This window comes from Bacillus paranthracis (assembly GCF_024296885.1).
GTDB classification, from domain to species: Bacteria; Bacillota; Bacilli; order Bacillales; family Bacillaceae_G; genus Bacillus_A; species Bacillus_A paranthracis.
Genome location: NZ_CP101135.1, coordinates 1615052 through 1635548, shown reverse-complemented (window position 1 = coordinate 1635548; position 20497 = coordinate 1615052). Strand labels below are relative to the sequence as shown.

General features: G+C 34.6%; 25 protein-coding genes and 1 riboswitch. Of the genes, 8 read left to right on the top strand and 17 right to left on the bottom strand.

Annotated features, from left to right (window positions below; all coding sequences use genetic code 11):
- Nucleotides 1-104 precede the first annotated feature (104 nt).
- Complete coding sequence (locus tag NLJ82_RS08330; RefSeq protein WP_306447215.1) at nucleotides 105-656, bottom strand: YdcF family protein; 552 nt, start codon at nucleotides 654-656, stop codon at nucleotides 105-107.
- A 187-nt stretch (nucleotides 657-843) separates the two neighbouring features.
- Between NLJ82_RS08330 and NLJ82_RS08325 the strand changes: the two genes are divergently transcribed.
- Complete coding sequence (locus tag NLJ82_RS08325) at nucleotides 844-1509, top strand: DUF421 domain-containing protein (protein ID WP_000923932.1); 666 nt, start codon at nucleotides 844-846, stop codon at nucleotides 1507-1509.
- Between the two features lie 35 nt (nucleotides 1510-1544).
- On the opposite strand, the gene NLJ82_RS08320 is transcribed toward NLJ82_RS08325, so the two are convergent.
- From NLJ82_RS08320 to NLJ82_RS08310, 3 genes are all read right to left on the bottom strand, one after another.
- Entirely contained in the window at nucleotides 1545-2900 is a 1356-nt protein-coding gene (locus NLJ82_RS08320) for an MATE family efflux transporter (RefSeq protein ID WP_000388380.1), read from the bottom strand.
- Nucleotides 2901-3046: 146 nt separating this feature from the next.
- Nucleotides 3047-3877: a MerR family transcriptional regulator gene (locus tag NLJ82_RS08315; RefSeq protein WP_000925947.1), complete on the bottom strand. Its 831-nt coding sequence runs from the start codon at nucleotides 3875-3877 to the stop codon at nucleotides 3047-3049.
- Nucleotides 3878-3973: 96 nt separating this feature from the next.
- Nucleotides 3974-5647 (bottom strand): ribonuclease J, encoded by a 1674-nt coding sequence (locus NLJ82_RS08310; RefSeq protein WP_001086697.1) that lies wholly within the window; start codon nucleotides 5645-5647, stop codon nucleotides 3974-3976.
- Nucleotides 5648-5978: 331 nt separating this feature from the next.
- On the opposite strand from NLJ82_RS08310, the gene NLJ82_RS08305 reads away from it, so the two are divergent.
- The gene (locus tag NLJ82_RS08305) at nucleotides 5979-7142 is read left to right on the top strand and encodes a cation:proton antiporter (protein ID WP_000393887.1); all 1164 of its coding nucleotides are present in this window, start codon (nucleotides 5979-5981) and stop codon (nucleotides 7140-7142) included.
- Nucleotides 7143-7201: 59 nt separating this feature from the next.
- Here NLJ82_RS08305 and NLJ82_RS08300 read toward each other — a convergent pair whose 3' ends face one another.
- The 8 genes from NLJ82_RS08300 to NLJ82_RS08265 form a co-directional block, all read right to left on the bottom strand.
- Nucleotides 7202-7564 (bottom strand): DUF3986 family protein, encoded by a 363-nt coding sequence (locus tag NLJ82_RS08300; RefSeq protein ID WP_001001116.1) that lies wholly within the window; start codon nucleotides 7562-7564, stop codon nucleotides 7202-7204.
- Nucleotides 7564-8913 (bottom strand): aspartate aminotransferase family protein, encoded by a 1350-nt coding sequence (locus NLJ82_RS08295; RefSeq protein WP_000850972.1) that lies wholly within the window; start codon nucleotides 8911-8913, stop codon nucleotides 7564-7566. The genes NLJ82_RS08300 and NLJ82_RS08295 overlap by 1 nt, the downstream gene beginning before the upstream one ends.
- A gap of 190 nt (nucleotides 8914-9103) precedes the next feature.
- A complete protein-coding gene (locus tag NLJ82_RS08290) occupies nucleotides 9104-10654 on the bottom strand; it encodes a solute symporter family protein (RefSeq protein WP_001098246.1) in 1551 nt (516 codons plus the stop codon).
- Between the two features lie 2 nt (nucleotides 10655-10656).
- Entirely contained in the window at nucleotides 10657-10998 is a 342-nt protein-coding gene (locus NLJ82_RS08285; RefSeq protein ID WP_000817360.1) for a DUF485 domain-containing protein, read from the bottom strand.
- Between the two features lie 223 nt (nucleotides 10999-11221).
- Nucleotides 11222-11851 carry a sterol desaturase family protein gene (locus NLJ82_RS08280; protein ID WP_000832150.1) on the bottom strand — a complete coding sequence of 210 codons (630 nt, stop codon included), beginning with the start codon at nucleotides 11849-11851 and terminating at the stop codon, nucleotides 11222-11224.
- Between the two features lie 79 nt (nucleotides 11852-11930).
- Nucleotides 11931-12224 (bottom strand): hypothetical protein, encoded by a 294-nt coding sequence (locus tag NLJ82_RS08275; RefSeq protein WP_000286373.1) that lies wholly within the window; start codon nucleotides 12222-12224, stop codon nucleotides 11931-11933.
- 19 nt (nucleotides 12225-12243) lie between these two features.
- The gene (locus NLJ82_RS08270) at nucleotides 12244-12876 is read right to left on the bottom strand and encodes a LysE family transporter (RefSeq protein ID WP_000466557.1); all 633 of its coding nucleotides are present in this window, start codon (nucleotides 12874-12876) and stop codon (nucleotides 12244-12246) included.
- Nucleotides 12877-13014: 138 nt separating this feature from the next.
- Complete coding sequence (locus tag NLJ82_RS08265) at nucleotides 13015-13743, bottom strand: YqcI/YcgG family protein (protein WP_001005940.1); 729 nt, start codon at nucleotides 13741-13743, stop codon at nucleotides 13015-13017.
- Nucleotides 13744-14006: 263 nt separating this feature from the next.
- Here NLJ82_RS08265 and cspB point away from each other — a divergent pair, with 263 nt between their 5' ends.
- Together cspB and NLJ82_RS08255 are read left to right on the top strand one after the other, a co-directional pair.
- A complete protein-coding gene (gene cspB / locus NLJ82_RS08260; protein ID WP_001161727.1) occupies nucleotides 14007-14204 on the top strand; it encodes a cold shock-like protein CspB in 198 nt (65 codons plus the stop codon).
- A gap of 119 nt (nucleotides 14205-14323) precedes the next feature.
- Nucleotides 14324-14572 (top strand): DUF2564 family protein, encoded by a 249-nt coding sequence (locus NLJ82_RS08255; RefSeq protein WP_000534391.1) that lies wholly within the window; start codon nucleotides 14324-14326, stop codon nucleotides 14570-14572.
- Nucleotides 14573-14605: 33 nt separating this feature from the next.
- Here NLJ82_RS08255 and NLJ82_RS08250 read toward each other — a convergent pair whose 3' ends face one another.
- The 3 genes from NLJ82_RS08250 to NLJ82_RS08240 all read right to left on the bottom strand — a co-directional run bounded on the left by NLJ82_RS08250 (nucleotide 14606) and on the right by NLJ82_RS08240 (nucleotide 16091).
- Nucleotides 14606-14782, bottom strand: coding sequence for a zinc-finger domain-containing protein (locus tag NLJ82_RS08250; RefSeq protein ID WP_000358799.1), 177 nt, complete (start codon nucleotides 14780-14782; stop codon nucleotides 14606-14608).
- Nucleotides 14783-14794: 12 nt separating this feature from the next.
- Nucleotides 14795-15454 carry a ribonuclease H family protein gene (locus tag NLJ82_RS08245; RefSeq protein ID WP_000875519.1) on the bottom strand — a complete coding sequence of 220 codons (660 nt, stop codon included), beginning with the start codon at nucleotides 15452-15454 and terminating at the stop codon, nucleotides 14795-14797.
- Nucleotides 15455-15605: 151 nt separating this feature from the next.
- The gene (locus NLJ82_RS08240) at nucleotides 15606-16091 is read right to left on the bottom strand and encodes a QueT transporter family protein (protein WP_001026465.1); all 486 of its coding nucleotides are present in this window, start codon (nucleotides 16089-16091) and stop codon (nucleotides 15606-15608) included.
- 6 nt (nucleotides 16092-16097) lie between these two features.
- Nucleotides 16098-16142, bottom strand: a riboswitch (PreQ1 riboswitch).
- A gap of 132 nt (nucleotides 16143-16274) precedes the next feature.
- Here NLJ82_RS08240 and NLJ82_RS08235 point away from each other — a divergent pair.
- The 3 genes from NLJ82_RS08235 (at nucleotide 16275) to NLJ82_RS08225 (ending at nucleotide 18523) form a co-directional block, all read left to right on the top strand.
- Complete coding sequence (locus NLJ82_RS08235) at nucleotides 16275-17147, top strand: aldose 1-epimerase family protein (RefSeq protein ID WP_000127426.1); 873 nt, start codon at nucleotides 16275-16277, stop codon at nucleotides 17145-17147.
- Nucleotides 17148-17217: 70 nt separating this feature from the next.
- Nucleotides 17218-17604 carry a reverse transcriptase-like protein gene (locus NLJ82_RS08230; RefSeq protein WP_000573873.1) on the top strand — a complete coding sequence of 129 codons (387 nt, stop codon included), beginning with the start codon at nucleotides 17218-17220 and terminating at the stop codon, nucleotides 17602-17604.
- Between the two features lie 13 nt (nucleotides 17605-17617).
- Complete coding sequence (locus tag NLJ82_RS08225) at nucleotides 17618-18523, top strand: DMT family transporter (RefSeq protein WP_000711160.1); 906 nt, start codon at nucleotides 17618-17620, stop codon at nucleotides 18521-18523.
- 2 nt (nucleotides 18524-18525) lie between these two features.
- On the opposite strand, the gene NLJ82_RS08220 is transcribed toward NLJ82_RS08225, so the two are convergent.
- On the bottom strand, nucleotides 18526-18786 hold the full coding sequence (locus NLJ82_RS08220) for a DUF6123 family protein (protein ID WP_001195212.1): 261 nt from the start codon (nucleotides 18784-18786) through the stop codon (nucleotides 18526-18528).
- Between the two features lie 181 nt (nucleotides 18787-18967).
- Between NLJ82_RS08220 and NLJ82_RS08215 the strand changes: the two genes are divergently transcribed.
- The gene (locus NLJ82_RS08215; RefSeq protein ID WP_000806354.1) at nucleotides 18968-19528 is read left to right on the top strand and encodes a cysteine hydrolase family protein; all 561 of its coding nucleotides are present in this window, start codon (nucleotides 18968-18970) and stop codon (nucleotides 19526-19528) included.
- 34 nt (nucleotides 19529-19562) lie between these two features.
- Here NLJ82_RS08215 and NLJ82_RS08210 read toward each other — a convergent pair whose 3' ends face one another.
- On the bottom strand, nucleotides 19563-20423 hold the full coding sequence (locus tag NLJ82_RS08210; protein WP_000570997.1) for a GNAT family N-acetyltransferase: 861 nt from the start codon (nucleotides 20421-20423) through the stop codon (nucleotides 19563-19565).
- Nucleotides 20424-20497: the final 74 nt, after the last annotated feature.

The following is a 20497-nucleotide window of genomic DNA, read 5'->3' as shown; positions in this document are numbered from 1 at the left end:
GGAATCCATTCTAGAAACTATCGCTTTACCTTTCATTAAGATGACATATTTGTAAGATTCCCCTCAAAAAATCCCGCCTAGAATACTAGGCGGAATCACTTCCACTATATTCGATTCATAAACCAATATTGCGTAATGGCTAAATACTCACGTATATTCGATGGAATGACAATTCGCTTTGGTGTTTCGGCCGGAAGACCTTCTAATTGTAAACCTTGCTTAGCTGCTATTTTTTTCGCTCTAAACATGTGGAAATCGTTTGTTACGATCATTCCTTTTTTCATATTGTCCGGAATTAAAGGTTTTGAGAATTTAATATTTTCATCTGTACTCGTTGACTTATCTTCCATGATAATGCGGTCTTCTGCAATTTTTAGTTTCATTAATCCATTTTTCATTGCTAATGCTTCTGAAATATCTTCCCCTTTTCCTTTTCCTCCAGACACAATAGCAATTGCTTTCTCATGTGCTTTCAAATACTCAGCTGCTTTATCAATACGATATTGCAATGAGTACGATGGTTTCGTTCCGTTTACTTTCGAGCCTAAAACAATGATATAATCAGCTTCATAGGTCGCATTCATGTGCCCATGCTTATAAATGTTATATTGTAAAAATCCCACATAAACGGCGCAAACCATTATAATTCCTATCATATACTTCATTATTTTTTTCTTTTTCATATCTATATACTCCTATGTTCTTTGCTTCTTTCATGATAATATCCATTTATTTGTTTGTATACAGACAAATTCCAATTCAACCTAATTTATCCTCTAGAAAGTAATATTTATATTTCTTTCGGGAACAGTAAGTACAACTTTGCACGAAGGAGTGTCTCTATTGCTTCTCTTTTTATGTAACGTATCGTTCTTTTTTATTTTATTTTTACTATCACTTAAGATGCTCGGTAAATCAGCTTTAGCACAACTAACTCCTCATGATTTTGGTGCGATTATCTTTTTATCTTATTTAGCTTTTCAAGCCATACCAGTCTCTGGTGCTTTGCAAGCTTTTCTCGGTATGGTTGTTATTACATGTTTGCATTTAATCCTTACAAAATTAAGCCTATTCAACAAACTAAATCGTTTTATTCTCGGGCACCCGATTATTTTAATTAAACATGGTGATATTATTTTTGAGAACTTACAAAAAAGTAGATATCCCATTGCTGAATTACTTTCTAATCTTCGCGTCGCAGGATACCCAAGTGTTCATGAAATTGAATACGCTATTTTAGAAGCGAATGGAGCCATTAGCATTTTACCAAAGCGTGAACTTGTACCATTAACTCCGAAAGATTTGAATATAGATGTTAAGTATGCTGGATTACCAATTGCCCTTATCGTTGATTCACAAATTCAATACGATAACTTAAAGTTAATTCATAAGGACGAAAAGTGGTTATATAAAGAATTAAAAGAAAAAGGAATTACAAACATTAAAAACGTTGCCTTTGCGTCTGTTCAAGAAACAGATGGATCTTTTGCTATCAGTTTAAAAAAATAAAAAATCCCCTTACTTGCTTAAGGGGATTTTCTTCATTATATCGCTTCTTTCTCGCCTGCCATGTTTAATGGAACAGGATGTTTCATACGATTCATCGTAAATACGATAATCGCTGTCAATACTTCCGCTACTGGCATAACGAGCCAAATTCCGTTTATCCCAAATAATTTCGGCATAATCCATAATAATGGAATAATAAATAGTAACCCTCGGCTCATTATAATAAGTACTGATTTTGTCGTTTGTCGCACTGATTGGAAGTACTCTCCATATACAATGTTATAGCCTAAAAATACGTATTGGATAAAGAACAGGCTAATACCCGTTAATGTTAACTCCAATAACTCTGGAGATTGGACATCAAATAGACCAATAATATATTTCCCGAAGAATAATCCGACAATTATTGCAACGCCTCCAAGTACAACTGCAATTTTCACTGCAAACTGCAACCCTTCACGAAGTCTCTCTGCTAAATTTGCACCATAATGGAAACTAGCAATCGGTTGTAAAGCAGCACCTACACCAAAGAATAATAGTAATGTCATTGCATGAATACTATTCACCATCGCATAAGAAGCGACTCCTACTTCTCCTGCATATTGAACGAATGCAATATTAAAACCAATCGTTACAATCGCTACTGTACTTTCTGCTGTAAAGCTCGGGAAACCGATTATCATAATTTGTTTTACTGTATCCCATTCAAAATGGAATTTCGTCCATTTTAAAATACTACTTTTTCTCAAGAAGTGCGTTAATAATACAAGGAAACCAATCGCTGCCGAAAGAATAGTTGCTGAAGCCGCTCCTGTTACGCCCCATTTAAAGATGAAAATAAAGATATAGTCAAACACTATATTTAATACAGCTGTTACAACTAAACCTGCCATTGCTAAATTAGGATTTCCATCATTTCGTATAAATGTACTTAAAATATTTTCTAAAACGTATATCATTCCAAATGTTAATAATACGTGTAAATATTCTAATGCATACGGTAAAATCACTTCGTTTGCACCGAATAAGTATGCTAAGTCTTCTATTCTCCATAAGCAAATCGCCGCTAAAACGCCTACGATAATGACTGCTACCGTCATGGATTGAGTAAAAATAGACCTTGCTCTTTCAATTTTATTTTCACCTAATGCAATGGAATATAACGTTGCCCCGCCCATCCCAATCCATAATGAAATAGAGAAGAAAATTGAAAACGCTGGAATAGCCACGTTTACTCCTGCTAATCCGTTTGCTCCAACTCCCCTACTAATCATAACCGCATCAATTACAATGTTAACTGACATTAATACCATTCCTAGAACGGCTGGTATTAAATACGAAATAAATAAGCTCTTTATCGGTTTTTCTCTTAACTTTTCTGTTGCTTCCATACTATTTTGCTCCTTTTTTTCAACTCTCTTTTCTCAGTTTAAACCTTAAAGTAACTTGAAGGTCAATAGAGAATTTGAAAAATAGGTAACTTACTTATCGTGTTTCATGCCAATTTGTAATGATACGAGTGCTACAACTTATTGCTTTATTTTTTCATGATAGGAATTTGAATTTCTGTTACTTGCTCCTCTGGATTTTCTGTTACAGACCAATCGATTAATCCAATCTCAATCGCATCTCCACTTACTTCATATCCTTCTTGATCAATGTATGCAAGTAATTCCTTATACGTTGCACCTGTTTCTTCATACGGTCCATGATGATAAGAACAAGCATATAAACCTTCCTTAATCTCATCTGAACTCTGTACTTGGAAAGGCATGTAATCCAAAAGAATAAAAACACTGCTATATGCTTGAAACTCATTTTGCATTAATCCTTTTTTCGCGACTGTTACACCGATATCTCCAGAAAATAAGCTATCATCCATTTGCCTCATATTTTTTTGCAACGAATGAATGTAGTACTCAAACATATCATCCGTCGTATCCGGGGCAACCGCAATAGCTGTTATTTTTCGCTGCGGGATCTCTTTTATTACCATTTGTTCAGCTTTTGCTTTTGTTGCTTCCTTAATTAAATGAATTCTATGCTCCATTTTCGCCAAAGCATACTCAATTTCTCTTTGTTTTTTCAACATCATCTCTTGTTGTTTTTCCAGTAAATTGAGTGCATATGCTGGATTTCTCTCATCAATATATTTTTTAATTTCCTTTAATGGAATGTTTAATTGCCGTAAAAACTTAATCGTATCTAATAGTGAAAATTGATCGATTGTATAATAACGATAATTTGTTTGCGGGTCCACAGTGGACGGATGAAAAATTCCCTTCTCATCATAATAGCGTAAAGTAGATTCCGCTATATTATGCATTTTTGCCATTTCTCCAATTGTAAAGCGTTTATTTAATAACATCTTTTATTTCCTTCCATTTCTATTTATTTCATTATATGTTCATTCTGTCTTCAAAACAAAAAAGAATTCCCCTACGAGAATTCTTTTTATTAACTCTTAAACCTCTATTATTATAGGAAGGATCATCGGTTTTCTTTTCGTATTAGTATATATAAACTTCCCTAAAGCCTCTCTTACTTCTCTTTTCAAAATACCCCAACTATTCACATTCTCTTTCTTCAAATTATTAATTGTAATAACAGCTAATTTATTTAATTCCTTCAAAAACTCTTCTGAATCACGAACATAGACGAATCCACGAGAAATAATATCAGGACCTGAAATTATTTCTCCATCCACTTTATTAAAAGTAATAACTATAACGAGCATTCCATCTTCTGAAAGTTGTTTTCGATCACGTAATAATGCATTTCCAACATCACCAATTCCTAATCCATCTACATATATATTTCCAGCCTGTATTTTTCTAGATTGAACGGCCACTTCATTACTTATATCTACAACATCTCCATTACGAACGATAAAGATATTTTCTTTTTCGACACCAATTGATTCCGCTAGCAAGCTATGGTGATGTAGCATTCTAAACTCTCCATGAACGGGGATAAAATATTTGGGCTTCATTAATGTGAGCATTAACTTTAATTCTTCTTGATATGCATGGCCAGATACATGGACTCCAGTAGAACTGCCTGATCCGTAAATCACTCTTGCCCCTAATGCAAATAAGTTATCGATAATTCGCGAAACATTACGTTCATTTCCTGGAATAGGAGTCGCAGCTATAATAACTGTATCTTCTGGTAAAACATCTACTTGCCTATAGTTTCCACTAGCTAAACGCGCTAAAGCTGCCATTGGTTCTCCTTGACTTCCTGTACAAAGTATTGCGACCTGCGATGGATCTAAATGATTTACCTCATTTGCTTCAATTAACATACCATCTGGAATATTTAGATACCCTTTCTCTAGAGCAACTTCTACTACATTTACCATACTTCTGCCGAGTAAAGCCAGTTTTCGATTTGTTTTTATACAAGCTTCAACTATTTGCTGAACACGATTCACATTAGAAGCAAATGTAGAAATAATTACTTTTCTATTTGCTTTCATAAATATTTCCTCTATCCGTTCTCCTACCGATCTCTCTGATGGAGTAAAACCTGGTCGTTCTGCATTTGTACTTTCCGATAGTAAAGCTAGTACACCTTCACTACCTATTTTAGCCATTTTATGAATATCAGGATGTTGGTTATTTACTGGTGTTAAATCAAATTTAAAATCCCCAGTATGTACTACATTACCTTCTCGAGTATGAAACACAATACCGAGACAATCTGGAATACTATGATTCGTTTTAAAAAATGTCGTCTTAATAGAACCGAGATCAATTTCTGATTCTGCGTGAATGACGATTAATTCTGTATCATTTTGAAGATTATGCTCTTTTAATTTAATTTCAATTAAACCTAACGTTAACTTCGTCGCATAAATTGGTACGTTTAGTTGTTTTAAAAAATATGGTATTCCGCCAATATGGTCTTCATGTCCGTGCGTCACGACTAACCCGCGAATTTTTTCTTTATTTTCTTGTAAGTATGTGATGTCTGGAATTATTAAATCAATTCCTAATAAACTTTCATCTGGAAATTTAGATCCACAATCAATAACGACAATATCATTTTCATATTGAATAGCGTACATATTTTTCCCTATTTCATTTACTCCACCTAAAGCAACGATAGACAAGTTGTTTTTTAATGAATTCAAATGATAAAACCTCCCTTTCACATTTATAATTCGTGAAATAGCATTTAGGCTTTATTATTTGTAATAAAAAAGGACTTCATACTATTTCATACATATAAAATCCACACGCTAATCTTATATGTATATCCCTAATAACACCGTCTCTCTCTAAAAAAGCTCCCATTTTTTCATTGATTTTTTGCAAAATATATTATATATTAATTACAGGTTCAAATTACGAGTTCAAAAGAACTTGTAATCAGACCCTTTGTTTAATGGGTTTTACATATTTTCATTAGGCAAATTCCGAGAAATCGTATGATAAAAATAAAAATGATGAGGAGAGGATCCGATGGAATTCGAATTTTTCTTTCAAATTGCACTTATTTTATTAAGTACAAAGCTTGCTGGTGATCTTAGTGTTAGATTAGGCCAACCTTCTGTACTCGGTAAATTAATTGTCGGTATCGTTATCGGTCCAGCTGTATTAGGTTGGATTGAAAATTCAGAACTTCTAACACAATTAAGTAATGTTGGGGTTATTCTTTTAATGTTTATGGCCGGTCTTGAAACAGACTTAGAGGAATTAAACGCAAACCGTAATTCTTCTTTAGCTGTTGCACTTGGAGGTATCATTCTTCCATTCGTAGGTGGTTACGTTTCTGGTCTTATTATGGGAATGGAACAAGGAAATGCTGTATTTTTAGGATTACTTCTATGTGCGACAAGTGTTAGTATCTCCGTACAAACACTTCGTGATTTAGGAAAGATGAAAACACGTGAAAGTACAACTATGCTGGGCGCAGCTGTATTTGATGACATTCTTGTCGTTATTTTATTAGCATTTGCAATGAGTTTCCTAGGTACAGACGATGTTAACTTAACAATGATTATCTTGAAGAAAGTTGTATTCTTCGCTTCTATTATTTTAATCGGATGGAAAGGTGTTCCTGCGATTATGCGCTGGTTATCACCGCTACGCGTATCTGAGTCTATCGTGAGCGCGGCTCTTATCATCTGTTTCTCATTCGCATATTTCGGCGAACTATTAGGAATTGCTGGTATTATCGGTGCTTTCGCAGCTGGTATCGCTATTTCTCAAACGAACTACAAACATGAAGTAGAAAAGAAAGTAGAGCCAATCGCTTACGCTATGTTCGTTCCAGTATTCTTCGTAAGTATCGGTATGAATATTACATTTGACGGTATTGGCGATCAAATTTGGTTCATCCTAGCATTAACAGTAATCGCTGTATTAACGAAACTAATCGGTTGTGGCTTAGGTGCACGAATGACTGGATTTGATGCTAAGTCTTCTGCAATTATCGGTTCTGGAATGGTTTCTCGTGGTGAAGTTGCACTTATCATCGCAGGAACAGGACTTTCTTCAGGTCTACTAGCACAAGATTACTTTACAGCAATTGTTATTGTCGTTATTTTAACTACAATGATTACACCACCAATGTTAAAATACACTTTTGGTGCAAAAGATAAAGCAATGAAAGCAAGTAAATAATTTTAATAAAAAGGAGATTGCTATCTTATAAGATAGCAATCTCCTTTTTTGTTTTATCTTTAAACAATCCTGTTCTTTTTTAACCATTTTTCAAATATAATTCGTGCTTCACCATCATCAATATCATTACTAAATGAATACACCATAATACCATGATTATCTATATATTCACCTAATTTCATTTCCTCCACTTTCTTATAAAAATCGTTTACCTCATAGTGCGGAATATAAGCATCCCAAACTGGTTCATTTATTCTTTTGTACGCCGTCACTTCTAAATCATATCCGTCTTCATAATATCCGATGTGATAATGTTGACTAGAATCATATTTCTTCATAATAAATTCCCCTCTCTTTGAAAATTTATCATATTTCACATCATAAACAAAAGCGAGCTGTATATTACAGCTCGCTTCATTCATTAAATACGTTCCATCGCTGTCTTCAACGTTCCAACAACAAAGGCAATTTCTTCACTTGAAATAATAAGCGGTGGTGCTAGCGTTAAAACGTTATTATATCCTGCTGTTGTCATACCGTTTCGTCCTATAATTAACCCTTTTTCTTTACAAGCATTTACAACACTTGCAATTTTGTCATTATCAATTGGCTCTTTCGTCTCTTTATCATTTACTAGTTCAATTCCAACTAGTAGTCCTTTTCCTCTAATATCCCCTACAAGTGGATGTTCTCCAATTTCTTCTTTTAATTGCTCTAATAAAAGCGAGCCCATTTGTGCAGAGCGCTCAATTAAATTTTCATTTTCCATGATCTCTAAGTTTTTAAGTGCTAATGCACAAGCGGCAGGGTTCCCACCAAATGTATTAATGTGGCGGAAAAATTCATATTCTCCTTTTCCTTTAAATTCTTCATATATTTCTTTTTTCACAGCTGTTGCTGATAATGGTAAATATGCACTTGTAATCCCTTTTGCCATTGTAATAATATCTGGTTTCACATCATAATTCATAAATCCAAATGCCTTTCCTGTACGCCCAAAACCGCAAATCACTTCATCGCTAATGAGCAAGGCACCGTGTTTTTGACACGTTTCATGAACAGCTTTCATATAGTCTTGTGGCGGCATTAAAATGCCTCCGCCTGTAATAATTGGTTCCATAATAAAAGCTGCAATCGTTTCACTTAGTTCCCATGTCATGACCCGATCTACTTCTTTTACACATTCTACATCATAAATGTTCTCTCTTTCTATTCCAGGCATACGATAACAATCTGGCGGCGTTACATGTAAAAATCCTGAAGCAAATGGCTCATATTGATATCTACGCTGTGCTTGTCCCGTCGCTGCCATCGTTGCCATTGTATTCCCATGATAGCCGCGGTAACGTGACATAAATTTATAACGATGTGGTTCACCTTTTTGCGCATAGTATTGTCTTGCTATTTTAAAAGCTGTTTCGTTCGCTTCCGAACCACTATTAGAGAAGAAAATAACATACTCTCCTCCAAGCCATTCATTTAATTTTTCTGCAAGCTTTATAGCCGGTTCATGTGATTGTGACATCGGAAAGTATGATAATGTTTGTAATTGCTTATAGGCCGCCTCTGCAAGCTCTTTTCTTCCATACCCGCTATTTACACACCATAGACCACTCATACCATCTAAATATCTTTTTCCTTGTATATCTTCAACCCAGCACCCTTCTGCTTTTGCCCCTACCATTGTACTATTTGGACTAAAGGGACGCATTCCGTGCCAAACATATTGCTCATCTTTTGCTAATAATTCATCAGTCTGTTTCGTTTTCATCATTTCTTCCACCTTCCATAACAACTTATTTTTCACAAAAGCTGCGCTGGTACCATGATGATTTAAATTTCTCCCTGCTTATTTTCATTCCACAAAATTAAGACAAATCCTACTTACAAAGCAGTATTATTTACAAGAAAATGACAAAAGAAAAAGGAGCTTTTCTTATCTATCGAAAAGCTCCTCTTTTTTAATGCGAAGACGCGTCACTAATACCATGCCCAGTATTAGATTTCACGAGAATTTCATCAAATTTCGCTGCATCTTCTTTCTTACTAGATAAAACAGTTCCTAAATACGCTGCAAGAAATCCAAGCGGAATCGAAATAATTCCGGGTGTCGTATATGGGAATATCGCTTCCCCGACAAATATAGCTTTTCCAGCTACAGGGTTCCATACATTTGGGCTTAACGCTACAAGAACAATAGCTGATACAAGACCAGCAATCATACCAGAGATGGCACCTGTTGTATTGAAGCGCTTCCAATATATTGTGAATAATATAACTGGCAAGTTTGCACTCGCTGCAACTGCAAATGCTAACGAAACTAAAAATGCTACGTTCAATGTTTGAGCAAATAACGCTAGTATAATAGACAATACCGCTACTCCAATAGACGCATAACGAGCCATGGATACTTGCTCTTTTTCCGTTGATTTCCCCTTGCGGATAATTTCATTATAAAAATCATGTGCGAATGCGGATGCTGCTGTTAATACAAGGCCTGCCACTACAGCTAAAATCGTTGCAAAAGCAATTGCTGATACGAAAGCAAATAAGAAATCTCCGCCCAATGCTTTCGCTAATAAAGGTGCTGCCATATTACCAGCAGGGTTTGCTTTCATAATCGCCTCATTCCCTACAAACGCCGCTGCCCCAAATCCTAAGAAAATTGTCATAATATAAAATGCGCCAATTAACCACGTAGCGTATACGACAGATTGACGTGCTGTTTTTGCATCACGTACTGTAAAAAAGCGAACAAGAATGTGTGGTAATCCTGCCGTACCAAGGACTAGTCCTAAATTTAAAGATAGTGTATCAAGACCATCTTTATACTTTACTCCTGGATTTAAAAACGAATCTTTTAATGGAGTTGCTGTTTTCATTTGAGCAAACATTTCCGTCACACTAAAATTAAATTTTGCGAAAACGATAACAGAAATAATAAATGTACCGGCCATAAGTAATACAGCCTTAACAATTTGCACCCAGCTCGTCGCGGTCATTCCGCCAAAAATAACGTACACTGTCATTAATGTACCAACAATTAAAACGGATGTTGTATATTCGATCCCTAATAATAACTTAATAAGTGCACCCGCCCCAACTAATTGTGCAATCATATAAAAAATTGAAATCGTCATCGTATTAAGCGCTGCAACTCCGCGAACTTTTTTCGCGTCAAAACGCGCCGCAATCATATCCGCTAACGTGTACTTCCCTAAATTCCTTAGCGGTTCTGCGACAAGGTATAGAACAACTAAATAAGCAACTAAAAAGCCGATACTATAAAAGAAACCATCAAACCCAGTTAATGCGATCGCTCCAGCTATACCAAGAAAAGACGCAGCAGACATATAATCTCCCGCAATGGCCAGACCATTTTGCCAACCAGTTAATCCCCCTCCAGCTGTATAAAACTCACTCGCATTTTTCGTTTTTTTCGATGCAAAATAGGTTATGACGAGCGTACCAAGGACAATAATTAAAAATAGTGCAAATGCCGTCGTATTCAAGTTCAGCCCCTCCCTTTTTGCATATTTTGTAGAATTTTTTGCGAGATTTCATCAAAGGATTCCGCCTTTTTGCTATAAATCATACATAAAGCCCAAGTCATAATAAATTGTGCAAAAGCAAATACCCACGCCCACGTAACATCACCAAATGCCGGTGTATTGAGTACCTTTGAATACGATGTTAAAATAGGTAACGCAATAAAAAAACTTAAAAAGAAAATACTCATTGGAACGATAAACTTCTTTTTCTTATTTAATAACAATTGAAATTCTTCTGACTGAACAACCTCTGTATAATTCACCTCATTTTGTAACTTACGTGCTGACGTATCATCTCTTTTCATTCTCTTATCCCCTCTCTTACTAGAAATGCAATTCCCCCTTGTATACCTAAAGACTAAATTTTATAAATATTCAGAAACTTATTTTCATTTTAGACAATCCATACATTCCTGCAAAGATTTTTCGATAGACATTTTTCGGCATTTTCCCCTAAGTTTTTAATATACTTTTTCAAAATAAAGTGACACCTTACTTATTTTTTCCTCATTAAAACAAAAGCAGTGCTTAACGCACTACTTTTTTCTTTTTTTCCTTTTCTAAATTACGAGCTGTTTCACTTAATTCAACGTCTTTTCCATCTTTAAGCGTTCCAAATATGAAATCGAATACTGGATTTGAAACACCAAACCAAAACTTTTCATTTTTATAATGGTGTAATATGTGCTGTTTTTTTAGCCATCTTCCAAACTTAGTAACAGGACGAATTGGCTTATGTGCAATATAATGTTTCCATTCATAAACGAGAAGCATAATAATCATTCCAATTCCGAACGAAAGTGCAATAGTAACACTTTTTGTTATAGCATATGATATAAGTAAATATATAGTAAAACTCGGTATACTAAACCATACAGGTAAAAATAACAGTTTTAAATCATCTGGATAGACGTGATGGTCATAATGTAATCTTCTTAGCATTTTTAATAAAAATACGTTTTTAGGTGGTTTTAAGTGAAATAAAAAACGGTGTGTCATATATTCGTTTAGCGTATAAAAAATAATACCAAACAAACAAGCTAACAAACCGATCCATGTGAAAAATTGCATTTTTAAAATAATGATAAAAACAAATAAAATACTATACATAATAACGATATCATGTTGTAAAAAGAACTCTTTCCCCACCCTCTTCATCTTCCTTCCCCCTTTTCAAAAAAAAGAGTCGCAACATATCGTTACGACTATTTCTTTTCTATATCTTATTCTATACGCTTTACAAATTTGCCTGTTGCTCTATTGTCGAGAAAAAATTGTTCGGTCCAAATATATTTTGCTTCGGAATAATATGTTCCACCGCAAACACTGTTACTTCTCCTCTTTGTACCTCTCCAATGATAAGCCCAAATATTTCATGATTTACAGCAAACGTTGGTTGCTTTGTTTGTAGTAATCTTGCTGCATTCTGAAATACCGCTTCATATAGTGGATTTCTATCAGTAATTTCTTTTCTGATTTTTGGTGCTAACGTAATAATGATTTCTTTTCCGTCAATAGTGGTTCGATACATAAAAATCTCCCCTTCAATCTTATGTGAACAACTGTAAAGCTTTGTATGCAAAATGGATAGAATATCCTACTAAAATAATACCTGCTCCGGCTGTTATATAGCCAAGTGCTTTTTGCTTTAATAAAGTTCTGCCAAAATGGACAGAAAAAGCAATATTTACATTCCATAAAATAATACCAACGATAATACAAAGACTATACAAAAAGGCTTCTTGTTTCGTTACCTTCGTAAGCAATGAGCTAAGTGTACTTCCGTATATACCAAACCAAAAAACAAGATTTAATGGATTGGATATCGCAATTAAAAAACCTGCCATAAACGATTGTTTAAGGCCGCCTACCTCTTCTTTTTTATATTCCATATTCGATTGAGAAATTCCTTGTTTTACACTTTGAAATCCTAAATAAAATAATAAGAAAAACCCTGTGCAATACATAAAAGCTTGTACATATGTATACATAAACAGAGAAGATAAACCGAAATAGATGAGAAGCATAAACAAAATATCTGCTGTCATTCCACCAATTCCAACAACCCACGCATGCCAAAAACCTCGTTCAATTCCTCGTTTTAACATTTCAATATTAATTGGACCTACTGGCGCAGCTAATGAAATACCTAATACAATTTGTTGTATAATCGCTCCAAACATCACTCTATCCTTTCTACTTCCTTTACTATTAAGTAATGATGTAATCATTAAAAATAGACTAGCTTTCATGAAAATATGTACTACTAAAATACCCTTTTTTATCCAAAATATGCAAAAGAGCCCTCCAGATGATGGCTCTTACTTTTCTATCTTATAAAGAAAAGGACATTTTCCTTTTATCGGTTCTATATCGTCTCCTATAAAGTATTGTTTCCATTCACGATGATTCGGGTCACCATAATGACTAATGTTAGGATGTTTCGGCAGCTGATCCCACTTTTCAACTCGCTCACGGACCGTTTGCCTAGAATATGCTCCTTTAGGACGATCCCCTTCTAATCCATCAAATATAGTACGTGGCTGAAATCCAATAACGAGAGAATTTCCTAAATGCCTAGTTTTTCGTTGTTTATAGGCTGGTGCGTTTCCAAATGCGAATATCGGTTCCCCGCCAAATGAAAATTCCCATAAGTAATGGTCTGGGTCTTTAGGAATTTGCTTTGGCCATGTTTCCTTATCGTTTTCATGTAAATATTGTAGTACTTTCCAAAAGTAATCACGGTAATATTCCAGTGATTGCTCCTCACATTCCGGTTCTACAAAAAGAAAAAAGCCTCTTCTTACAATTGGACGCTCTTTCATTAGCTCTAAAAAAGATAACATTGTATATGGCAAATGACTCCAATCATTATGAGAGAGAAAGGAATAACGAAGTTCATTCTTTTTTAAAGCTGTTAAGCCGAAATAGCACGGAAAAGTTGGTTCTAGCACAACACTCGAAAAATTTTGAAATTCCTTTGCAACCCAATTCGGTATATCCGTTCTCATTCTCATTCCTTCATTATCTAATAAATAAGACTCATTCATTCTTTCACCTCATTATGTATAGCATTCAATTAAGACTATTACATACTTGGCCTGTCCTATACCTATTTAAAAATTTGGTTAAAAAATTATTTAAAAATACAAAAAAATAAAATCGCTTACTTGACTAAATTCTCCCAATTCGTGTATATTTAAATTAATCATTTAGCAGAATATTCAAGATTATAGCATTTTTAGTTTATATTATCTTTTCAAATGAATTTCACTAAATGAAAAAAGCAAATGTTTTTAGGAGGAATTGTAACATGCAAGGAAAAGTAAAATGGTTTAACAACGAAAAAGGTTTTGGATTTATCGAAATTGAAGGCGCTGACGATGTATTCGTACATTTCTCTGCTATTCAAGGCGAAGGCTACAAAGCTTTAGAAGAAGGTCAAGAAGTATCTTTCGATATCACTGAAGGAAACCGTGGACCTCAAGCTGCTAACGTAGTAAAACTTTAATCCAACATATGACAGGAGGTTACCTTACTTGGTAACCTCCTTTGTTATTCCTTTGTATATTTCCGTTTTCCAGAGCAAAAACTATGTGAAATGCGCACTATACAAAGGAGGAATTATTAATGGGATCAGAAGTAAATGATTTTGAAGAAGTGAAATTCCGTGTAGAAACAGCACAAAAAATGGTAGGATCAGCGACAATTTCAATGGATCCAGATACATTAGAGCATGCTACTACTGCTGTAGAAGCAGCTCGCTCTCAGCTTGAAATTATGAAATCTGTTGCAACAGATTTAGACGAGCCATTTTTAATAAATGAGGAAAAGAAATTAAGCGAGTGTGAGCATCAATTAAATGAAGCGAAGCACTAAAAAACATCCAGAGAGTTTTCTCTGGATGTTTTTTCATGACAACTGTTCCCCATATTTTTTCAATGTTTCTCCAACTGTACATTGTCTTATACAAAAGGAATGAGCATAATACTTACTATTTATCTTTCGATTATGTTCTCGCAAAAAACATCCTTCACAATACGTTTCTAATAAGTCATTTACCTCTGTAATGAGTTGCTTTTTATCCACCTTTGCACCTCTCTATTCGGTTATTTCTTTATGACTATCAATCACTGTTCCTTCTAATGCTTGCGTAGCTAATTGATGTGCTTCTTTATTTTGTTTTCTTGATATAGGCTCACATACAAGTTTTAATTTCATTTGCTTTGCTTTTTGCTCAATTTGGTCTAAATAATGATTTAAATGTTCATCATAACAAGGCCATTCTCCAGCCAATTGCTGCAGTACAACTTGAGAATCTCCGCGAAGCGTGACCGCTTCATACTTAATCCCTAATTCCTCGAGTATATTCATGCTATATAGTAATGATGCATATTCCGCTTCATTATTATCATATATGCCTTCTATATATGCATTACGGCGAATTCGGTATTTTGTATTTCCTTTTTTATAGTATACACATATGCCTATACCAGCTTCTTTCGTCTGTACATCATAGCCGCCATCAAAATAAACGAGTATTTCTTGGGGTTCTTCCTCCACTTGTTTGCTCAGCTTCTTCATTTCCTTTAATGACCATTCTGCATCCATTTCATCGTAAAATAATACTTCTTTCACTCTTCCTGTTTTCTCGAAATCCTCCGCAAATTGAAGTGCTTCTTCTATGTTCATATAATCTGTCGTTAATTCCGTCTGAAAACCGCGTTTTGTTTTATACAACCAATGAATTTTATATTTCATACTAGATTCCCCTTATGTAAGACTTCTTATATGTATCCAGCTAATGAAAGCCTCACTTTATTTTATTATATTTTATCAAGAGTCAAAGAATTATATTCAATATTATCACATGCAAAAAGAGCTATCCCTATAGGAATAGCTCTTTCATCTATTACATAAATCTTTCAAATTGTACTCGTTTATTAATCCAGTACATTACAGGCATACCAATCGCCATAACAACAAATTCACCAATTGCACATGTTAACCAAGTCAACATGAATGGTAAATCAAATGCAAGATGAAGTTCAATTGCAATCATAAACATTGTAATTGTAAAAATGACTGTATTAAAAATCATACGAGCCCAAACACCTTTAATAAATCGCATAGAAATAATCGTCGCAGCTAATGCAAGAATAGATTGCCCTACTCCAAATACTAAATCGTAAGCGATCATAGGTGAAAAAAAGAGATTCGTTAAAAATACACCTAATACAATTCCGTAAATTGCTTTCTTATTAAATACAACGAGATGATTAAACATCTCTGAAATACGAAACTGTACATTCGTAAAGCCAAATGGCTGAATAAGCATAGAAACAGCAATATATAATGCCGCTAAAATACCATTACCGACTAAAGTTCTAATATTCATGACAAAATCTCCTTAGTTTTTTTACGTGGGATGGTTTCGAACCACGTTATTCGTTTTTTAAGCAACAAGATTATATTTTACGCGTTAGCCCCCCTTTCGTCAATAGATTCCTACCATGAACTACCCTTTTTCTTTTAGACAACGTATAATGAAATATATGAAAGATTTAGGAGGTTTTACTTCATGACTGCAACAATTCAAAATGAAAAAGTGATCGTTACCATCTCTGACAAAGGTGCAGAATTACAAAGCGTTCTCTTAAAAGAAGACAATACAGAATACTTATGGCAAGGTGATGCTACTTATTGGGGACGCCGTGCACCAATTTTATTCCCAATCGTCGGCCGATTAGTAGATAATACATACTACGTAGATGGTAAACCTTATTCTTTAACACAACACGGCTTTGCTCGTGATCTTACATTCTCTGTAGAAGAACAAAGTGAAACGAAAATCACCTACATTGTAACTAGTAATGAAGAAACATTAAAAAAATACCCATATGAATTCGAATTACTCGTTTCTTATGAACTAGACGGACAAACCGTTCATGTAACATACGAAGTGAATAACCCTGCTTCAAAAGAGATGTTCTTCTCAATCGGAGCACATCCTGGTTTCAATTTCCCGTTATTAGAGGGCGAGTCATTTACAGATTACCATCTATCTTTTAATGGTCCAGAGCGTTTAGAAACGAGCGTATTAGAAGGACCTTACCTTTCAAATAAGAAGCAACTAATTGCTGAAAGTACGAATGAGTTGCCACTTACATACGACCTATTTAAAAACGATGCACTTATTTTTGAAAATATGAATACAGATGAAATCTCCATCCGTTCTCATAAACATAATAAATTCGTAAAAGTAGAATTTGACGGATTCCCATTTGTCGGCGTATGGACACCAGGCGAGAATGCACCTTTCTTATGTATTGAACCTTGGTACGGAATTGCTGATGAAGTAAATCCAGCAAAAGATTTCAAGGAAAAAAAAGGAATTCAATCTTTACAAGCGAATGAAACATTTACATGTCGTTATAGTATTACAATCGGCTAAGTTACTCTATCCCCTACTTCAAAGAAACATATAGGTAGGGGATCATCTTATCATTTGGAGGTTTCTCATTTTGATTGAAGTATATATTGATGGTGCATCAAAAGGAAATCCTGGTCCTTCTGGTGCAGGCGTATTTATTAAAGGGGTTCAACCCGCTGTACAATTATCATTGCCCCTTGGGACAATGTCCAATCATGAAGCGGAATACCACGCTTTACTTGCGGCATTAAAATATTGCACGGAGCATAATTATAACATTGTCTCTTTTCGTACAGATTCGCAACTTGTTGAGCGAGCTGTCGAAAAAGAATACGCAAAAAATAAAATGTTTGCACCACTATTAGAGGAAGCACTGCAGTACATAAAAAGTTTCGATCTCTTTTTTATTAAGTGGATTCCAAGTAGTCAAAATAAAGTTGCTGATGAGTTAGCTAGAAAAGCTATCTTACAAAATTAACGGGGGTATGAGTGTGAAAAAAGATTGGATTGCTCCTCTTGCTTTATTATTTGTGTCTTTTATTTGGGGAGCTACATTTGTTGTCGTTCAAAATGCTATGTCTTTCGTTGGACCATTTACTTTTAATGGTATACGTTTTTTATTCGCTGGAATCATTTTATTATTCGTTCAAATGATTTTCTCAAAAAAAACTTCAAAACAACATATAAAACAGAGTAGCCTCGCTGGATTAACCGTTGGATTCTTTTTATGCGTCGGCTATGTATTACAAACATTCGGCTTACTTTATACAACTTCTTCAAAAGCTGGTTTCTTAACAGGGCTTAGTATCGTTATGGTACCAATCTTGTCTTTTATCTTTTTAAAACAAAAAGCTACTATTTTTATCGTAATTGGCATTGCTGTAGCAACAGCGGGTTTATATTTATTAACAGCAAGTGATTCTTTTCAATTAAACATTGGAGATATACTCGTTCTCGGTTGTGCAGTTGCTTTCGCTGCTCATATTCTCGTTAACGGCTTCTTCTCTAAAAAAATATCACCTTTATTGTTAAGCACATCGCAAGTATTAGCTGTCGGTATGTTTTCTTCTATTTGCGCCTTTTTGTTTGAAGATTGGGAAAAATTATTTTCAGTAGCACTATGGACGAATTCTTCCTTTTTATTTGCTCTATTTCTAACTTCCCTGTTCGCGACATCCATTGCTTTTTTCATTCAAACATCAGCACAAAAACATACGTCTCCAACGAGAGTAGCAATTATTTTCGCAATGGAGCCCGTTTTCGCTGCCTTAACAGGCGTTCTCGTTGCAAACGAACAACTTTCTATTTCCGCTATTATCGGATGCCTCTGTATTTTCCTAGGCATGATTTTTGTTGAATTACCTTCTAAAACAAAAAAAGAAGCGCAGGCTGCGTGAAGTTACGCTTGTAACTTCCGCATAAAAGCCTTAGCGCTTTTTTTATCTGTAATCTCTTCTTCTTTCAATCGTTCTAATAACGCAACAAAATAACTGCCATCAAACTGCAATTGATGCTTAATTGTCGCTTCTATTGCTGCGTTTACAATGCCATCAGATGCACCCGTATATCCTTGTCCGAACATAATAAATCCTTGTGCTTCCTCTGATAATTTAAATCCTTTCGTATGTAAGAATGAAAGATAATCTTCTACTGTTTGCATGTTATTCCCACCTACTCAAAAATTCTCCACTTCCTATCATACATGTTTTTATACGCCATGAGAATGAAATTTCTTTGACAACTTTGTAAATCAGCCTATACTCTACTTGCAATGGAGGATTTCCTTATAATATGGAGGAATATGTACAGTGGAACTTATTTCATATTAAAGGGGAGACACGATGAAACAAGCACTATTAATTATCGATGCGCAGCAAGAATTAATGGATGGAAATGAACAAGAAAGTGAAGTTTTTCGTAAAACCGAATTATTATCTACACTCAATACAGCCGTGCAGAAAGCAATAGATGCCAATGCCCTTATTGTTTTCGTAAGAGATATCGATGTTGCTTCTGGTAGCGGAGAAGGCTTTGAAGTACATAATCAAATTCAAGTACCTCAATCTGCAATCCTTATTAATAAAGCCGCAACAAATTCATTCTATGGTACTTCTTTACTTGAACTGTTAAAAGAAGAAAAAATTAACCATATCGTTATAGGTGGATGTAAAACAGAACATTGTATCGACACCGCTGTTCGAACAGCAACTGTACAAGGATTTGATGTTACATTAATTAAAAACGGTCATTCCACAACTGATTCTGACGTATTGACTGCAGAACAAATTATCTCTCACCATAATAAAATTCTCCATGGTCATTATAATGTTGATCATTTTTCTATGGTAAGGGATATCGAGGAAGACCTCTTTCAGCCGACTCATAATCAATATCGTGATTAGCGAAAAAGAATCCTTCGTTCAGAAGGATTCTTTTTCACCCAAAAATTTGTGCTGCAATGCTATATAACTCATTATTCCTTTTTAATAATTGACCGCTATTTTTCATCATAATTGGTGGTGTATTCACCTTTTTAAAACCAGTAATCTCTAATACTTTCATGAAATCTTTCTTTCCTTCTAGTACATCAATTCTTAATTTACCATTATGCCCTTTTGCTAAATCATGTACAATTCTCATTGCCATCTCATCATTTTTAGCAACAACCGGTCCTATTATTTTATTTTCTGGTGTTTGTATGCTTAAACCGTAACCTAATACATTTTGTTCCTTGTCCCTTACAACAGTGCACTGTTCACTTTGCATAATTCTTTTCTTTAAAAACTCTTTTCTATTTGTTCCAAACGCATATTCATCTATTTTTATTATTTTTTCTAACTCACCCTCTTCATAGTTCATCACATAATCTTCATTTCTTACACAATAATCATTCGCATTGTACGAGTTACATATGTATTTAGAAACATAACTTACTGCTCTAAATCCTAATTTTTCATATAAAGGTTTTCCTTCATCCGTAGCAATAAGCATAAATGGAGTTTGAGCTGATACGCTATTCATGCATGAATTTGTAATCATCTTTCCAATTCCTCTTCCCTTATAATCTGGATGTACAATTACCATTCCGATAGATGCCAACGCCTCCCCATATAATATTATTGCTGCGCTAGCAATAAGTTCCTTTCTCTCATTCCATACGCCGTATACAATACCTGAGTTAAAAATTGTTTCAACTTCTTCCCTGTTATAATCCCAACCAATATAAGATGATAATGCTACAATATCGCCTATTTGTTCTTCCTTAAGACGCTCTACGCTAAATTCCAATTCAATCATACTCCACCCCTTATCTAGCCATCTTCCCAATTCAACTTGTACATGTTACCCTTTATTTGTCACACACATATCCT

What these genes read in the sequence shown, in the direction of transcription:
- NLJ82_RS08280 (WP_000832150.1), bottom strand. Translation starts at nt 11,851, where the DNA reads ATGAAGAGGGTGGGGAAAGAGTTCTTTTTACAACATGATATCGTTATT.
- NLJ82_RS08255 (WP_000534391.1), top strand. Translation starts at nt 14,324, where the DNA reads ATGGGATCAGAAGTAAATGATTTTGAAGAAGTGAAATTCCGTGTAGAA.
- NLJ82_RS08285 (WP_000817360.1), bottom strand. Translation starts at nt 10,998, where the DNA reads ATGAAAAGAGATGATACGTCAGCACGTAAGTTACAAAATGAGGTGAAT.
- cspB (WP_001161727.1), top strand. Translation starts at nt 14,007, where the DNA reads ATGCAAGGAAAAGTAAAATGGTTTAACAACGAAAAAGGTTTTGGATTT.
- NLJ82_RS08220 (WP_001195212.1), bottom strand. Translation starts at nt 18,786, where the DNA reads ATGCAAACAGTAGAAGATTATCTTTCATTCTTACATACGAAAGGATTT.
- NLJ82_RS08305 (WP_000393887.1), top strand. Translation starts at nt 5,979, where the DNA reads ATGGAATTCGAATTTTTCTTTCAAATTGCACTTATTTTATTAAGTACA.
- NLJ82_RS08265 (WP_001005940.1), bottom strand. Translation starts at nt 13,743, where the DNA reads ATGAATGAGTCTTATTTATTAGATAATGAAGGAATGAGAATGAGAACG.
- NLJ82_RS08210 (WP_000570997.1), bottom strand. Translation starts at nt 20,423, where the DNA reads ATGATTGAATTGGAATTTAGCGTAGAGCGTCTTAAGGAAGAACAAATA.
- NLJ82_RS08300 (WP_001001116.1), bottom strand. Translation starts at nt 7,564, where the DNA reads ATGAATGAAGCGAGCTGTAATATACAGCTCGCTTTTGTTTATGATGTG.
- NLJ82_RS08295 (WP_000850972.1), bottom strand. Translation starts at nt 8,913, where the DNA reads ATGAAAACGAAACAGACTGATGAATTATTAGCAAAAGATGAGCAATAT.
- NLJ82_RS08235 (WP_000127426.1), top strand. Translation starts at nt 16,275, where the DNA reads ATGACTGCAACAATTCAAAATGAAAAAGTGATCGTTACCATCTCTGAC.
- NLJ82_RS08215 (WP_000806354.1), top strand. Translation starts at nt 18,968, where the DNA reads ATGAAACAAGCACTATTAATTATCGATGCGCAGCAAGAATTAATGGAT.
- NLJ82_RS08270 (WP_000466557.1), bottom strand. Translation starts at nt 12,876, where the DNA reads ATGTTTGGAGCGATTATACAACAAATTGTATTAGGTATTTCATTAGCT.
- NLJ82_RS08240 (WP_001026465.1), bottom strand. Translation starts at nt 16,091, where the DNA reads ATGAATATTAGAACTTTAGTCGGTAATGGTATTTTAGCGGCATTATAT.
- NLJ82_RS08320 (WP_000388380.1), bottom strand. Translation starts at nt 2,900, where the DNA reads ATGGAAGCAACAGAAAAGTTAAGAGAAAAACCGATAAAGAGCTTATTT.
- NLJ82_RS08330 (WP_306447215.1), bottom strand. Translation starts at nt 656, where the DNA reads ATGATAGGAATTATAATGGTTTGCGCCGTTTATGTGGGATTTTTACAA.
- NLJ82_RS08245 (WP_000875519.1), bottom strand. Translation starts at nt 15,454, where the DNA reads ATGAAATATAAAATTCATTGGTTGTATAAAACAAAACGCGGTTTTCAG.
- NLJ82_RS08315 (WP_000925947.1), bottom strand. Translation starts at nt 3,877, where the DNA reads ATGTTATTAAATAAACGCTTTACAATTGGAGAAATGGCAAAAATGCAT.
- NLJ82_RS08275 (WP_000286373.1), bottom strand. Translation starts at nt 12,224, where the DNA reads ATGTATCGAACCACTATTGACGGAAAAGAAATCATTATTACGTTAGCA.